This window comes from Vibrio sp. AH4, assembly GCF_030710545.1.
GTDB classification, from domain to species: domain Bacteria; phylum Pseudomonadota; class Gammaproteobacteria; order Enterobacterales; family Vibrionaceae; genus Vibrio; species Vibrio metoecus.
Map to the genome: position 1 here is coordinate 469,557 of NZ_JALAIV010000003.1, position 14,843 is coordinate 484,399.

Annotated in this window: 13 protein-coding genes and 1 tRNA gene; 8 read left to right on the forward strand and 6 right to left on the reverse strand. The window is 46.9% G+C overall.

The features are described 5' to 3' along the window. Positions 1-184: 184 nt before the first annotated feature. Positions 185-1,201: a UDP-glucose 4-epimerase GalE gene (gene galE, locus MKA69_RS15165; protein WP_095458310.1), complete on the forward strand. Its 1,017-nt coding sequence runs from the start codon at positions 185-187 to the stop codon at positions 1,199-1,201. Between the two features lie 115 nt (positions 1,202-1,316). On the opposite strand, the gene MKA69_RS15170 is transcribed toward galE, so the two are convergent. Beyond that, complete coding sequence (locus tag MKA69_RS15170) at positions 1,317-2,738, reverse strand: methyl-accepting chemotaxis protein (RefSeq protein ID WP_305848409.1); 1,422 nt, start codon at positions 2,736-2,738, stop codon at positions 1,317-1,319. A 195-nt stretch (positions 2,739-2,933) separates the two neighbouring features. After that, complete coding sequence (locus MKA69_RS15175; protein ID WP_000079233.1) at positions 2,934-4,136, reverse strand: aromatic amino acid transport family protein; 1,203 nt, start codon at positions 4,134-4,136, stop codon at positions 2,934-2,936. A gap of 477 nt (positions 4,137-4,613) precedes the next feature. Here MKA69_RS15175 and MKA69_RS15180 point away from each other — a divergent pair, with 477 nt between their 5' ends. Continuing rightward, entirely contained in the window at positions 4,614-5,195 is a 582-nt protein-coding gene (locus MKA69_RS15180; protein WP_305848410.1) for an ACP phosphodiesterase, read from the forward strand. Between the two features lie 37 nt (positions 5,196-5,232). After that, positions 5,233-6,501, forward strand: a complete 1,269-nt coding sequence (locus MKA69_RS15185; RefSeq protein ID WP_305848411.1) for a DEAD/DEAH box helicase — start codon at positions 5,233-5,235, stop codon at positions 6,499-6,501. A 72-nt stretch (positions 6,502-6,573) separates the two neighbouring features. Here MKA69_RS15185 and MKA69_RS15190 read toward each other — a convergent pair whose 3' ends face one another. The 4 genes from MKA69_RS15190 to MKA69_RS15205 form a co-directional block, all read right to left on the reverse strand. After that, a complete protein-coding gene (locus tag MKA69_RS15190; protein ID WP_000570592.1) occupies positions 6,574-7,314 on the reverse strand; it encodes a TetR/AcrR family transcriptional regulator in 741 nt (246 codons plus the stop codon). Between the two features lie 102 nt (positions 7,315-7,416). Then, positions 7,417-7,725: a cytochrome c gene (locus MKA69_RS15195; protein WP_305848412.1), complete on the reverse strand. Its 309-nt coding sequence runs from the start codon at positions 7,723-7,725 to the stop codon at positions 7,417-7,419. A 117-nt stretch (positions 7,726-7,842) separates the two neighbouring features. Continuing rightward, positions 7,843-8,850, reverse strand: a complete 1,008-nt coding sequence (ltaE, locus tag MKA69_RS15200; RefSeq protein ID WP_305848413.1) for a low-specificity L-threonine aldolase — start codon at positions 8,848-8,850, stop codon at positions 7,843-7,845. 8 nt (positions 8,851-8,858) lie between these two features. After that, the gene (locus MKA69_RS15205; protein ID WP_000034748.1) at positions 8,859-9,374 is read right to left on the reverse strand and encodes an NUDIX hydrolase; all 516 of its coding nucleotides are present in this window, start codon (positions 9,372-9,374) and stop codon (positions 8,859-8,861) included. Between the two features lie 289 nt (positions 9,375-9,663). On the opposite strand from MKA69_RS15205, the gene MKA69_RS15210 reads away from it, so the two are divergent. The 5 genes from MKA69_RS15210 to MKA69_RS15230 all read left to right on the forward strand — a co-directional run bounded on the left by MKA69_RS15210 (position 9,664) and on the right by MKA69_RS15230 (position 14,843). Beyond that, positions 9,664-11,322: an ATPase RavA domain-containing protein gene (locus MKA69_RS15210; protein ID WP_000941300.1), complete on the forward strand. Its 1,659-nt coding sequence runs from the start codon at positions 9,664-9,666 to the stop codon at positions 11,320-11,322. Positions 11,323-11,330: 8 nt separating this feature from the next. Beyond that, positions 11,331-12,776 carry an ATPase RavA stimulator ViaA gene (gene viaA / locus MKA69_RS15215; RefSeq protein WP_305848414.1) on the forward strand — a complete coding sequence of 482 codons (1,446 nt, stop codon included), beginning with the start codon at positions 11,331-11,333 and terminating at the stop codon, positions 12,774-12,776. A gap of 168 nt (positions 12,777-12,944) precedes the next feature. Further along, positions 12,945-13,018, forward strand: a tRNA-Cys gene (locus MKA69_RS15220). A 294-nt stretch (positions 13,019-13,312) separates the two neighbouring features. Further along, on the forward strand, positions 13,313-14,041 hold the full coding sequence (gene artP / locus MKA69_RS15225; RefSeq protein ID WP_081020396.1) for an arginine ABC transporter ATP-binding protein ArtP: 729 nt from the start codon (positions 13,313-13,315) through the stop codon (positions 14,039-14,041). Between the two features lie 70 nt (positions 14,042-14,111). Further along, the gene (locus MKA69_RS15230) at positions 14,112-14,843 is read left to right on the forward strand and encodes an arginine ABC transporter substrate-binding protein (protein WP_055044613.1); all 732 of its coding nucleotides are present in this window, start codon (positions 14,112-14,114) and stop codon (positions 14,841-14,843) included.

Consider the following 14,843-nt stretch of genomic DNA (forward strand, 5'->3'; position numbering starts at 1 on the left):
GATTCATGGCATAACAGTCTCTTTTAAAAATGAAACGATGTTTCTAGAAACTGAAGTCGGGATCTCAGATTCGACGCAATTTATTAAGGTATAGTGCGAGCTATTCTGTAAATCCAGAAGCATCAATGCTTTGGCGAACGCTAAAAAGCCGTTACAATCGCCGAAAACATCAAGGAGGCTAGGAATGAAAGTATTAGTTACAGGTGGCATGGGATATATCGGTAGTCACACCTGTATTCAGATGATCCAAGCGGGTATGACCCCAGTGATCCTAGATAATTTGTATAACAGCAAATCCACTGTGCTTGGGCGGATTGAAAAAGTGGCGGGTGTTCGTCCTCTGTTTGTGCAGGGCGATATTCGTGATCAAGCTTTGCTGGTTGAGCTGATGAAACAGCACCAAATTAAAGCCGTTGTACATTTTGCTGGCTTAAAGGCGGTGGGTGAATCAGTGCAAAAACCGCTTGAGTATTATGACAACAACGTCAACGGTACTTTAGTGCTGGTGGCCGCTATGCGTGAAGCGGGTGTCAAATCGCTCGTGTTCAGTTCATCGGCGACTGTGTATGGCGATCCTGCCTCAGTACCCATTACGGAATCTTTCCCAACCAGTGCGACTAACCCATACGGCCGCAGCAAGTTGATGGTAGAAGAGTGTTTAACTGACTTCCAAAAAGCCAATCCAGATTGGAGTATTACGCTACTGCGTTACTTTAACCCAGTTGGCTCTCACCCATCAGGCGAGCTTGGCGAAGATCCACAAGGCATCCCCAATAACCTGATGCCGTTTGTCTCACAAGTGGCGGTGGGACGCCGTGAGTTTCTATCGGTGTTTGGTAGTGATTACCCAACCAAAGATGGTACGGGTGTGCGTGATTATATCCATGTGATGGATCTGGCTGATGGCCATATCGCTGCGCTGGAAAAGGTAGGTTCACAAGCAGGTTTGCATATTTACAACCTAGGCACAGGCAATGGTTACAGCGTTTTAGAAATGGTGAAAGCGTTTGAAGCTGCCTCTGGCTGTGAAGTGCCTTACCGTATTGTAGAGCGTCGCCCTGGTGACATTGCTGAGTGCTGGGCAGACCCAAGTAAAGCTGCACAAGATCTTGGCTGGAAAGCCACCCGCACTCTCGATGAAATGACTCAAGATACTTGGCGTTGGCAGTCCAATAACCCACAAGGTTATCCTGAAGCGTAAGTATTCCAGAGCTTCATCAACTCAATGCATCATACGCAAACGCCCATCTATTCGATGGGCGTTTGTTTTTTTGGGTGTTCACTTGTGGAACTGATGTTCCAAGACGGATAAGCCGTTAAGTGCGGTAACGAGACAAAATATCACCCAAATTCCGAGTGGCTTGAGTGATCTCACTGATACCTTGCGATGTTTGTTGCGCGACGCGGCGTAAGGTATTGGATTGGCTGCGAATATCACTCAGCTCTGAGGAGATCCCGCTGGCGACTGAGCTTTGCTCTGTGGCGGATGTGGAAATCTGCACACTGAGTTCGTTAATCAACTGCGCAGAATGAGCGATGGCTTGTACATCGTTACCCACTTCACTCACTAATTGGCTACTGGTATGTGCTTGGTTAACCGTTTGTTCGGTTAGCTTGGCAATGTTTTGACTTTCCACTTGCAACTTTTCGATCATCGCTTGAATTTCAACGGTCGCCGATTGGGTACGGCTTGCCAGAGTTCGTACTTCATCGGCGACGACGGCAAATCCGCGTCCTTGTTCGCCGGCTCTTGCGGCTTCAATTGCCGCGTTGAGGGCAAGCAAGTTGGTTTGTTCGGAAATGGCATTGATGGTGGTGATTACGGCGTTGATTTGCGTGGCATTAGTATTGAGAGTGTCAACTGAGGAAGACGCCTGTGCGATATAGCGAGAAAGCTGTTCAATATCTTGAATGGCTTTTTTGACGCGTTGCTGACTACGTTCAACTTGTTGCGTGTCCTGCTCGGTTTGCTCTGTGGCTCGTTGTGAAGTGCTAGACACCTCTTCTGCCGATGCGGTCATCTGTTCCATAGCGGTAGCAACAGAATCCAGCGAACTGTATTGATTTTGGATCTGAATTTCAGACTCTTTCACTTCCTGCGCGAAAGTATTGGCAGTGTCACGTAGTGTAGCGCTGTTTTGTTTTACGGCGATAATCAGTTCTGCGAGAGTATCCATCGCTTTATCAAGAGCACAACCAATCGTCCCAAACTCATCACGTCCAGGATGAAATCCCAATCGTGAGGTCAGATCTCCATCGGCGATTTTTTGAGTCGTAGAATAAAGCACCCACAGCGCACCACCAATGAAAGTCGCGACCCAATAGGTAAAGATTGCAAAAGGAATTGCCCACAGGTAGGCCAATAAAAAGCTACGTAGGGCTTGTCCGCGAGCTGGCTGTTCATACTGCTGCATTGATTCACTATAAGCGTATATTTGCCCACTTGAACTGGTGGCGCTGGCCGTAACAATACCTTGTGAATAAGCGGTTTCCGTTAACCGGTTTTGAGCTTTCAACATCGGGAGTTGGGCGGGGTCGGGATGGGTGAGTAACCCTTGTAATTTGTATTCGACCGCCAATTGTGATTGCTGCTCAATGCTGGTTAAGGTGTGCCAGTAACGAGCGCCTGCAATCGTAGTGATTGCAGTAAGAAACAGTAAAAAAATCACCCACATTTTGTCATTGATTGACATACGGATGAAGATTCGATCAATCGTCCTGAATTGAACTTCTTTCATAATGGTTCCTGCCTAGCAAAATTGCTGGCACAAGGTAACCCGATTTTAGTGACAAAAGTGAGATTTGCATCTTATAAAAATGAAATGCGCTCCTTGGATTGGCTTAATTTTGTGACGGAATTCAAATCTATTCTGTTGCATAAAAACAGGGCGAATACATCAATATCCGCCCTAGATTGCTTTTTAGATTGGCCTTTAACCCAGTGCGGGTAACACGCCTAGCGTGATAAAAATTTGCGCACTGATAATGAGGAATCCCACTAAGCCTGTAAGTATCAGAGCCATATTTCCCCCAGTCACTTGGTAATGTTGGTCAGTCGCTTGTTGGCGTACTTTCACCACCATCACCAAAGGTAAAAAGATGGCTAGGATCGCGAGAGCAATCGCTGCGTAACCCAGTGCCATAATAAAGCCTTGAGGATAAAACAGCGCAAAAGCCAATGGTGGTAAAAAGGTGACCATAGAAGCCAGTGGGCGATTGATTTTTCCTTGCTTGTTACGCAGAGAGTCCCCCATGAATTCGAACAAGCCTAAGCTGACCCCCAAGAAAGAGGTGAGCAGTGCTAAGTCTGCAAATACACCAATGATGTTGCTTAGGTTCGATTGATGAACCGTGGTTGATAGCACCCCGATCAGCGCGGTTAAGCCCATGTTATCGAGTAGGGCGGATTGGCTGACTACGCCGAGAGTCACCAGTTGCCAGAAAATGTAGATCACCAGCGGAATGGCAGAGCCGACTAAAATGGCTTTGCGTAGTGCTGGTGTGTTGCCATCCAAATAATTGACTATGGCTGGAATACTGCCGTGGAAACCGAAAGAGGTAAAAATTACCGGAATGGCAGCCACGATCAAACCTTGTTCAATCGGCATACTCAACAGGTAAGAGTGTGAAACGTTAGGGGCGAGGAAAAAGAGCACCGCCACCATCGCGATCATTTTGCCAGCAAATAAAACGCGGTTGACACGATCCACCGTACCTGTGCCAATGGTTACGACTAACGCGACAATCAAAGTAAACAGCAACGTACCACTCGAACCTCCGACGGTCACTCCAGTAATGGTGCTAATCCGTTGAGTAAATTGCGCACCGCCACCGGCGATGTAGGCCGCACACAGTGAGTAAAACAGGAACAACATAGCAAAGGTCGCCACCCATTTACCTTTATCACCTAAAATTTGCTTAGCGAGGGTATGTAATGTGGCTTCTTTTTCTGCGTATTGATGAATTTCCACCATCAGCAGTGCGGTAAATGCCATTAGCATCCACAAGCCCAGCATAATGATCAGTGAAGTGGAGAAACCGATACCAGCGGAAGCTAGAGGCAGCGCTAGCATTCCTGCACCAATCGTGGTGCCCGCGATAATCAAAGTACTGCCTAAAAGCTTTGATTGTGCCATGTGTAAACTCTTTTATACGATTCTGGATGTTGTGGGTAGTGTTTTGTGCGAAAGTTGAGCAAATGGTAGTCGTCTTACGCTAGGTTTTCGCTATTTTGTAGAAGTAATCTATTTGCGTCAATCTGTTTGTAAAAATTTAAACCCGAAAGTGTAATTTAAATTTTACACTTCTAGTGTGACCAATTTTTCGTAGAAAGAAATCTTGGTAGTTACTGCAAGCTGTGGTACATCTTAATCGCGTTCTGATTGAGCTTGTCATAAAAGCTTCATCAAGAATGGTTAAAAGGATAAAGAGAAGAGTTAAAGAAGGAGGTCAACCATGAGTGACCACAGTCAATATGATGAATGCTTAGAGCTGCTTGATGCGATGGAAATTGGTTTTGCCTTGAGCCATTACCAAACCGAAGCTCAAGAGTCATCAGACGTTACACCAGCATAATCATCCCCAGTTCGGTGTGAGCCGAATATCACACGTCCATGAATTTTCTTGCCCATCTGCATATCGCCCATCACTGTCAAAGTAGCCTGTTAGGCAATTTGCTAGGGGATTTTGTCAAAGGTGATCCGACAAATCAGTATCCACAGAGTGTGGTGCAAGGTATCCGTTTACATCGCTGGGTTGATGCTTATACCGATAGCCACCCAGTGATGAAAGCATCAAAATTGCTCTTTCCTAACTCACAGCAACGCTTTGCTCCGATTGCTTTGGATCTGTTTTGGGATCACTGTTTAGTGAATACGTGGTCGAGTTGGCACTCCGAGCCTTTAACGCAGTTTTTAACGCGAACACGGCAAGGCATTACGGCGGAAAGCACCGTTACGTTGCCTGAGCGTTTTGAGCGAGTGAATACCGCCATGTGGCAAGGGCAATGGCTTGAGTCCTATGCTGAGTTTGACAACATTCGTTATGCGCTGAGCCGGATGGCTTTGCGTAGCGAACGGATGCAACCTCTGGTTCATAGTGCCGAGGCGCTTGAAGCAAACTATGCCGCCTTACAAGCGCAGTTTAATCTGCTTTATCATGATGTTTTAGAGAAAGCCAAACGCCGCACTCTTTGATACAATCCGCGCCCCCAAAGTTCATTAGGTACGCGACATGTCAGAAACCCCCATCACTTTTTCGCAACTCGGATTAGATTCTCGTTTGCTGAATACGTTGAGCGATCTGGGAATCGTCAATCCCACCCCTATCCAGCAGCAAGCTATTTCGCATGTATTGCAAGGACGAGATGTATTGGCAGGTGCGCAAACCGGAACTGGGAAAACCGCCGCTTTTGGCCTGCCGTTGATCCAACGCTTTATCGATCAACCTTGGCAGCGCGAGGAAAACAGTAAAGAAATTCGTGCATTAGTCTTAGTGCCAACGCGTGAACTGGCTCAGCAAGTCTTGGATAGCCTGCAAGCCTACGCAAAAGGGACTGACCTTAAGATCGTTGCGGTGTATGGTGGCACGAGTATGAAAGTTCAGCTCAACCATCTGCGTGGTGGTGTGGATATTTTGATTGCGACACCGGGTCGCTTGCTCGATCACGCTCATGTCAAATCACTGTTTTTGGGTAAAGTTGAAGTTTTGGTACTCGATGAAGCGGATCGCATGCTCGACATGGGCTTTATGCCGGATCTTCAGCGTGTACTGCGCCGTTTATCACCATTGCGCCAAACATTGTTTTTCTCTGCAACGTTTGATAGCAAAATCAAAGCTGTAGCGTATCGCATCATGCGTGATCCGACCGAAGTACAGGTGACACCATCGAACTCGACTGCAGAAACGGTGCAGCAGATGGTGTATCCGGTAGATAAAAAGCGTAAGCGTGAACTGCTTGCTTATTTGATAGGCTCTAAAAATTGGCAGCAGGTGTTGGTATTTACCAAAACTCGGCAGGGGAGTGATGCACTTGCCGAAGAGTTAAAGCTAGATGGCATCAAAGCGGTGTCGATCAACGGTGATAAAAGCCAAGGTGCGCGCCAGAAAGCTCTGGATGATTTCAAAGCGGGTAAAGTGCGTGCGTTGATTGCTACCGATGTGGCCGCTCGTGGGTTAGACATTGCCCAACTGGAGCAAGTCGTGAACTATGATATGCCGTTTAAAGCGGAAGATTATGTACACCGCATTGGGCGTACTGGCCGCGCAGGTTTGGCTGGTTTGGCGGTTTCTCTGCTGTCACACGATGAAACACCACAATTGGAAGCGATTGAACGTCTACTGAACACGCGTCTTCCACAAGAGTGGTTAAAAGGTTTTGAGCCAAGCCCAGAAGTGCGAGAGGAAAATTCGCCTCGCCGCTCAAGTGGGCGTTCGGCAGAAAAGCGCAAGATGAAAGCACAGCTTAAAATCCATGCGCAACGTGGTAAAAAAGCGCGTTAAACACGGCAAAAATAAAAAGCGCAATATTGTTTTTCGATTACAAATCGGAACCGCATTGCGCTTTCTTTTTATCTAATCCCACTCTTCGCTTTCTTTATAGAAATCACGCCAATCACAGTTCAAGGTATACACCAGTGCATCAACGGATGTTGGCTGCATGATGTAAGACTGAGCAACATGAAATTTCTCAGCCATGATCGAGTTAAAAAGCTGCCAATGTTTGAGGAGGCAACCTGCCATATCTTCAATCTCAGGAGCCCAAGTTGAGCGCATGAAAGGAGTTAAACTGGCGGCACTGTGAGTGTACATAATCAGCTGCCATTTGATTTCCCACAGGTGGATCGGCGTTTTAGGATGCTGCCGGTTGTAGTCGTCCGCCAAGGATTCAACCAAGCTTTCAATCTCTCCGGAAGTGTCGAGGAAATAATCGAACAACTTATCTTCTTGGCGTACGGCGTCGGCAATCAACTGAATCGGCTGCTTGATGATCAAACCGTGAGCCAACATGCGCATGAGGAAGTAGTAAAGTTTAACGTTGACTGGAGTTTCTGCTGGGATCGCCTGCAATACCGTTTGCATATAGCGAATCATGTAGGCGTGTAAACCGTCACTAATGCTGTGCCAAATCTTCTCTTTACTGCCGAAATGGTGGCGAATCAAGCTGTGCGAGACACCCGCTTTTTCGCTGATATGGCGTAGTGATACGCGTGAATAGCCTAGCTCGCAGAACAGTTCTGCGGCAATGGTGATGATGTGATAACGCGTTTTTTGGGCGTCTTGTGCACTACGGCGCCCTTGTTTTTTTTCAATCATGTCAACCTAACGTTTAGCGGTCACGGAAACGCCTCGTTTTTACCAGATCTGCGTGCACTTTTCATCGCCATTTCGCATAAAAGCGGGATTTGCCGAGAAAACTTACGGTTTTGATGCATAAAATGCGGCAACGTCGCGCAAATCTTGATCATTCAAACGCTGCAACTGTGCTTTCATCAGGTCTGCCATTGGGCCACTTCGCTCGCCCTGTTGATAGGATTTCATGGACTGAAACAGGTAGTCTGCGGTTTGACCACGCAGATTAGGATAGCTTGATTGGGTGGCGATGCCATCACTGCCGTGGCAAAAAACACAACTTTGGGCTTTTTGCTGACCAAGAATCGGCTCGCCCGCGGCGAAGGCATAGCTAGACAGTAAAGAGAGCAAAATAAAGGTCAATGAACGATACATTGTTGGTTCCAAATCAACATTCAGTAGATGGCGCGCAGTATAAAGCTTCCCCTAAGGGGAAGCTCAAGAGTTAAAGCTTGGGAGATGAGCGATTCGCTCGGCAGAGAGGCTCGCTTCTCAAGCGAGCATGGTTTTCAGCTTGACCAGAAAAGTTTCAATATCGCTGCGAGTAATGTCTTTATGAGTAACTAAGCGCAGCGGATTTCCAGGTGTAATGATGATCCCCTCTTGAAGCAAGCTGGCTGCGATCGAGGTGATATCGATATCCGCTTCTAACTTCGCAAATACAATATTGGTTTGAACCCATTGCGTGTTAACGGAGAAACCGGGCAAGTTGTTGAGCTCCTGCGCCAAGTAGTAGGCATTGTCATGATCGATTTTGAGCTGAGCCACTTGTTCGGTCAGCGCCAATTTACCCGCTGCGGCTAAAATACCCGCTTGGCGCATGCCGCCACCGACCATTTTGCGCCAGCGTCTTGCTTTGGCAATGTACTCGTGAGAGCCCAACAATAATGAGCCGACAGGTGCCGCTAACCCTTTAGAGAGGCACACGGTCATGGAATCAAAGTATTGCGCAATTTCTTTCACATCCACATTCAGTGCGACGGCAGCATTGTAAACACGAGCACCATCGAGATGCAGTTGTAAACCATGTTGATTAACGAAGTCACGCGCTTGTGCCAAATAACGTAAAGGCAACACTTTACCATTAATGGTGTTTTCTAAACTGAGCAGTTTGGTACGCGCAAAGTGGGCATCATCCGGTTTGATCGCCGCTTTCAGTTTGGCAAAGTCGAGAGTGCCGTCTGGTTCGTTTTCGATTGGTTGAGGTTGGATCGAGCCGAGCACCGCGGCGCCGCCAGCTTCATAACGATAGTTATGGGCTTGTTGACCACACAGATATTCATCGCCTCGCTCACAGTGAGCAAGCAAGCCTAATAAGTTGGCTTGAGTGCCTGAAGTGGTAAACAGCGCGGCTTCAAAGCCATGACGCTCAGCCGCCCAAGATTCTAGAGCATTCACTGTCGGGTCATCGCCATACACATCATCACCGACAGGAGCTTGTGCCATGGCGAAACGCATAGCTTCGGTAGGTTGGGTTACTGTATCCGAACGAAAGTCCATCTTTTCTCCTACAAATATCCGCAAAGTTTGGCTTTACTTAAACAAGCAATGGTTTTTGAATCGGTAATATCGCCAGCAATAATTTTGTACTCCAATTCTTGCGCAGTAAGAATCAGGACTTCAATCACTTCGTCCTCATCGCAAGAATAGCGAGCCGTTTTACTCAGGCCTTTGGCGACAAACAGATGTTGGATTTCATCACAAAATCCGGCTAATGGCGTCACCTGACCTAATTCAATAAATTGCGTGGCGCTAAAACCCGTTTCTTCTTCCAGCTCGCGTTGGGCGCAGGCTAAGGGCGGCTCGTCTTGCTCTATGGTGCCCGCGGGTAGCTCGATTAACCACTTGTTAAGAGAAGGGCGAAACTGGCGAATGAGCACAATGTCACCTTGCTCTGTCACCGGTAAAATCACAGCGGCACCAGGGTGAGCGATGGTGGTGTGCGTCACAGAATGACCATTAGGAAGCAAAACCTCTTCCTCGACCAGCGCGATACTTTTCCATTGATGGATGATTTTGCTCATGGGATGTCTTGAAAACGAAGCGTTGTGATGAAAGGGTTACCTTAACTCACGTTAAGCAGCTTCCCCAAGAATAAATTACACTTTTTGAGCGGCTTGGAGCGAGTTGGTGAGAAGTTGAGCCATGAAATATGCAATCAATGATTACCAGTTGTTTCAAGGAAATGAGATCTGTTATAAGGGTGAGCAAAAACGAAAATACACTTTGTAACAAAACCACAACAAATGTATAAACTGATTGTTTATGAATTCTATTTGACCCAGCTGGGTTTCTTGTCCGAGGAATGAAGAGATGCTGCAACCGACCACTGGCTCTCACGCGCAAAAAGCGCTGCTTTCAGAGCGAATCAATAAGCTGGCCAAAGCGCTCTCTGATGGTGTGTATGAGCGAGAAAATACCATTAAGCTCTGCTTATTAACGGCACTCGCGGGTGAGAGCGTGTTCTTGTTAGGCCCTCCCGGGATCGCCAAAAGTTTGATCGCAAAACGTTTGATCCAAGCCTTCGACAACAGTAGTTACTTTGAATATCTAATGACTCGCTTCTCGACACCAGAAGAAGTGTTTGGTCCACTGAGTATTCAAGAATTAAAAGATAATGGTCGCTACGTGCGCTTAACCAAAGGTTACTTGCCCACCGCACAAGTGGTTTTTTTGGATGAAATCTGGAAAGCTGGCCCTGCGATTCTCAACACCTTATTGACCGTTGTGAACGAAAAAACATTTAAAAACGGCAGTGATATAGAACGTGTACCGATGCGCTTGTTGGTCACCGCTTCTAACGAATTACCCGATGAAGACAGCGGACTTGAAGCACTTTACGATCGGATGTTAGTGCGTATCTTCGTTAACCGAATTCAAAACAAACAAAACTTCAAATCCATGCTTACGGTTGGAACGGCGCAAGAAGCGCAAGTACCCGCAGGGCTGCCGATCACTGATGCAGAGTACCACCAATGGCAGAAACAGCTCGACAAGCTGGAACTCACCGATGATGTGTTTGAAAAGTTGTATCAGCTGAAAAATATGGTTGAAGAACGCTCAAAAGACAGCGCCGGCTCGGATCTGGAAATGTATGTTTCTGACCGACGTTGGAAAAAAGCCGCAAAACTTTTGAAAGCCAGTGCCTTTTTTAATGGCCGCGATGAGATCAATCCTCTGGATCTGCTGCTTTTACAAAACTGTTTGTGGAATACCCCAGAGTCTCACGAAGTAGTGTATGAGGTGATCCGCGAGTTTGCGCTGCGCTACGCCTTTGACCAAGCCGAAGTTGAACAACAATTAGATCTTTGCCGCCTTGAGTTAAACCAGATCCAAGAAGAGTTAGAGTCAGAATTTGCGATGGTGCTTTCACTCGAAACCTCCAATGGGTTAATCAAAAAGCAAGTTCACCACCAATATGACTTATCAGACGCTAAAATTTACAAAGTTGGCGTCACTGCAAATCTGATCAAACTCGTTCTGCTTCAAAGCAATATGTCAGTATCCGAAGGAGAAAAAGGCGATAGCCGCTGGATCTACGTACCGAAAAGTGAGTTAGAACGCGTTATTAAAGAGGGCCACGGTGAAGCCTATGGTTACGTAAACCAAAACACCAACCTTTGCCGCCTGCGTTTTGACCTTGATGCCAGCAACAATCTCGTGATTAAAGACATCGCCAACCGTTCGGTACTGGTGTCGATGGTCACTGAGCAAGGCTTGGAAGAAACGCTTTATCAAAACTGGTTGGCGAAAGCAAACCAAGCTATGGCGCAATTAACGCATGCCGAACATCATCTACGCAAAGTCCGTTTGAAATTTCATGATGCTTTACCCCACAGCTTTATTGACCCTGAGCTACCAACCGCGATGGAGGCCACTTTGCATTCGTTGCAGCAGCAGTTGGAATCAACGCAAGTGGAATGTGAGCGCAGCGTAATGCGTATTCGTAATCTCAATCAATTTTTTGCCTAGGGGTTGCTATGCTAGGTGCGGACGCGTTCAATCTGGTGTTAAGCATTGCGGAGTCTGGGTTGATTGATACCGCGGTCAATGATTTGATCGCACGCTCACAGGTCATGATGATGGCAGAAAACCGCGGTGTCGGCACTTCGGTGAAAAACCACCTTCTCAAGTGGCGAAGTAATGTTCGCCGCCGTATGACCAAAGTGTGCGAAACGGAGCGTTTTCAACGTGAGTTAGCGCTTTATCAAGAAGTGATTCATTGGGATGAGGAAACCTTCTTCACGCAAGTCCCAGAGGTGCTTAAAAAGCTAGAGTGGGATTCCGCATTTTATTTGGAAGCGCGCCGCTTGATCGAAAAAGAGCAGCTACACCATAACCCAATGTTTCCTCATTTCTTTTGCGATCAATGGTATAAATCGCTGTCCGATGCGATTCGCCAAGCTCAGCTACTAGAACTTACCGCCAATAAAGAACGCATGTTTGCGGATCTTTATCAACGTATGGAAACCATGCGTAATATGGACAACGTCACCGCTGCGGGCGATGAAGCGATCGTTGGCCGGCTTTGGGATATGGCCTCCGAAAAATTGAGCCGTGGTGATTTGAGTGTGATGAAGCGTTACGCAGAGTTCCTCAAAAAACACAAAGGGATGCAGGAGATCGCTGAGCAACTTGGCCGAATGGCAGGGCAGGTGGATGATCCTGATCTCAACCGAGCTCCCGCTGAAGAGCTGCAAATGGTTGAGGAGCGTTCGGACGAAGCCACCGATGATATTGTTGGTATTCACGAAAGTGACGATCTGAATAAGTTATTGCCTAACGAAACCATGTTCTTGGCCTACCCAGAATTGGAAGTGGTGTTTTATAAGCACTTGGTCGATAAACGGTTGATGAACTATCGAATGCAGGGCAAATCTCGCACACTACGTAAAGTGAGGGCGCATCGGCCGGACAATAAGCATGTTGATATCGAAAAAGGGCCGTTTGTACTTTGTGTTGATGCCTCTGGATCGATGAGTGGTTTTCCAGAACAATGTGCCAAAGCCATGGCTTACGCCTTAATGCAAATTGCATTGGCAGAAGATCGTGATTGTTATGTGATGTTGTTTTCCTCCGAATTCATTACTTATGAATTAACGCGCCAAGATGGGTTACGTGAAGCGAGCGATTTTCTCAGCTACACCTTCCACGGCGGTACAGACTTTGAGCCAGTGATTTTAAAATCCATCGAGTTAATGAGTAGCGATAAATACCGCAACGGTGATTTAGTGGTCATGTCGGATTTCATTGCACCGAAACAGAGTGAAGAACTGCTGGCAAAAGTCGCAGCACTGAAAGCTCGGAAAAATCGTTTCCATGCCATTAGCCTCTCTAAATACGGTAATCCGCAGTTGATGAGCATGTTTGATCACTGCTGGAGCTATCATCCAAGTTTGGTTGGACGCTTAATGAAGAAGTGGTAACGGGCGGTAAACCCATGTCGTGGTGTGCTATGTTGCGTGCTAGTTAAACAAATCGTTGTAATTCTCAGCAAACGAACCGCGATTGCCTTTTTTTATTTGACTCGACTCGCATAATCCGTAAAGTACGCAGCGAAAGCAGCAAGGGCGATAACCTTGTTTGACTTCAGAGGCGCGTTGGCAGAGTGGCCATGCAGCGGATTGCAAATCCGTGAACCTCGGTTCGACTCCGGGACGCGCCTCCATTTTTCTGAAGTTAACGCTTAAGCCAGCCACGTGCTGGTTTTTTTGTGCCTGATGTTTTTCAATCAAGTCCTCATTCTATACCCCATTTATGTCCCATTGCTCCTTAGAGAGTATTTCCTGTTTGCTTATCACGCTTTATGCATCTGTGTGTGGTTTAACCAGTCGTTTTTGCTATTCTAATGACGATTTTTTATACAAAAACTCAGTTGTCTTGGTTTTTATACATTTTTATTGCATAAAAATACATTCGTAGTAGTATGAATGCCAGATGATAATTAATGCAGTATGTCAGCATGAGTATTCGAGTTAACGGAATTAACAAGTCTTATGGCGCCACTCAGGTGCTGCACGACATCCATTTTGAATGCGCGAAAGGCGAAACCTTAGTGTTACTTGGCCCTAGTGGTGCGGGTAAAAGTTCTTTGCTGCGCGTGCTCAACCTATTAGAAACTGCCGATAACGGCCAACTGCATATCGCGAACCAATCTTTTGATTTTTCAACCCATCCTTCTGAGCAACAAGGCTTAGCGCTACGTCGCAAAGTGGGTATGGTGTTTCAGCAATACCATTTATGGCCACATATGACCGTGTTGGAAAATCTGGTGGAAGCCCCTGTGAAAGTTGCAGGCGTGGCGAAAACGCAAGCTAAACAGCAAGCGATGGACATCCTGAAAACATTGCAACTGGCAGATAAAGCCGACGCGTGGCCGCTACAGCTCTCGGGTGGTCAGCAGCAACGTGTGGCGATTGCGCGTGCACTGATGATGAAACCCGATGTACTGCTGTTTGATGAGCCAACGGCGGCACTTGATCCTGAGATTACTAATCAAGTCGTCAAAATTATCAAAGAGTTAAGTGGAACTGGGATCACGCAAGTGGTGGTGACTCATGAAGTTGACTTTGCCAAGAAAATTGCCAGCCATGTGCTCTACCTTGAAAAAGGGCGCATCATTGAACACGGTACGCATCAATCCTTTATTCATCCGCAAACTCAGCAGTTTGCCGATTATTTGAAACATTAAGTTACTGATATTAGCCCACAGATTCTGGCCAGTGATGTGCCAGATTTCGCAGAACACATGGAGTATTGCAATGAAAAAGATCCTACTTGCGTCTTTGATTGGTTTGGTTTCTGCTAGCGCAGCTGCGCAACAAGAGATCAAGTTTGTGATGGAAGCGACTTACGCGCCGTTCGAATACATGGATGAGAACAACCAGATCCAAGGTTTTGATGTGGATTTAGCCAATGCGCTGTGTAAGCAACTTGAAGCGAAATGCAGCTTCCACAACCAAGCGTTTGATAGCTTGATCCCAGCCCTGAAATTCAAACGTTATGATGCTGCCATTTCGGCAATGGACATCACCGAAGCGCGTTTAGAGCAGGTGAATTTCTCCAATCCGTACTACGACAACTCAGCCGCCTTTGTTTCTCTGGCGGGCAAAGTGGCAGATCAAGCGGCACTGAAAGGCAAACGTGTTGGTGTGCAAAATGGCTCGACGCATCAAAGTTTCCTACTTGAGCAACTGCCGGACGTGGTTGCGGTGCCTTACTCAAGCTACCAAGATGCGTTCATCGATATGAAAAATGGCCGTATTGATTCGGTATTCGGTGACACGGCCGTTGTTGCAGAATGGTTTAAGGGTGATAACAACCTTGCTTACGTTGGTGAGCGTGTCACGAATGCGCAGTACTTCGGTAATGGCTTTGGCATTGCCGTGAATAAAGATAACCAAGCGCTAGTCGATCAGCTCAACGCCGCGTTGGAAGCCGTGAAAGAAAATGGCGAATATGCCGCGATCTTTAATAAGTACTTCGGAAACTAA

What these genes read in the sequence shown, in the direction of transcription:
- galE (WP_095458310.1), top strand. Translation starts at nt 185, where the DNA reads ATGAAAGTATTAGTTACAGGTGGCATGGGATATATCGGTAGTCACACC.
- MKA69_RS15170 (WP_305848409.1), bottom strand. Translation starts at nt 2,738, where the DNA reads ATGAAAGAAGTTCAATTCAGGACGATTGATCGAATCTTCATCCGTATG.
- MKA69_RS15175 (WP_000079233.1), bottom strand. Translation starts at nt 4,136, where the DNA reads ATGGCACAATCAAAGCTTTTAGGCAGTACTTTGATTATCGCGGGCACC.
- MKA69_RS15180 (WP_305848410.1), top strand. Translation starts at nt 4,614, where the DNA reads ATGAATTTTCTTGCCCATCTGCATATCGCCCATCACTGTCAAAGTAGC.
- MKA69_RS15185 (WP_305848411.1), top strand. Translation starts at nt 5,233, where the DNA reads ATGTCAGAAACCCCCATCACTTTTTCGCAACTCGGATTAGATTCTCGT.
- MKA69_RS15190 (WP_000570592.1), bottom strand. Translation starts at nt 7,314, where the DNA reads ATGATTGAAAAAAAACAAGGGCGCCGTAGTGCACAAGACGCCCAAAAA.
- MKA69_RS15195 (WP_305848412.1), bottom strand. Translation starts at nt 7,725, where the DNA reads ATGTATCGTTCATTGACCTTTATTTTGCTCTCTTTACTGTCTAGCTAT.
- ltaE (WP_305848413.1), bottom strand. Translation starts at nt 8,850, where the DNA reads ATGGACTTTCGTTCGGATACAGTAACCCAACCTACCGAAGCTATGCGT.
- MKA69_RS15205 (WP_000034748.1), bottom strand. Translation starts at nt 9,374, where the DNA reads ATGAGCAAAATCATCCATCAATGGAAAAGTATCGCGCTGGTCGAGGAA.
- MKA69_RS15210 (WP_000941300.1), top strand. Translation starts at nt 9,664, where the DNA reads ATGCTGCAACCGACCACTGGCTCTCACGCGCAAAAAGCGCTGCTTTCA.
- viaA (WP_305848414.1), top strand. Translation starts at nt 11,331, where the DNA reads ATGCTAGGTGCGGACGCGTTCAATCTGGTGTTAAGCATTGCGGAGTCT.
- artP (WP_081020396.1), top strand. Translation starts at nt 13,313, where the DNA reads ATGAGTATTCGAGTTAACGGAATTAACAAGTCTTATGGCGCCACTCAG.
- MKA69_RS15230 (WP_055044613.1), top strand. Translation starts at nt 14,112, where the DNA reads ATGAAAAAGATCCTACTTGCGTCTTTGATTGGTTTGGTTTCTGCTAGC.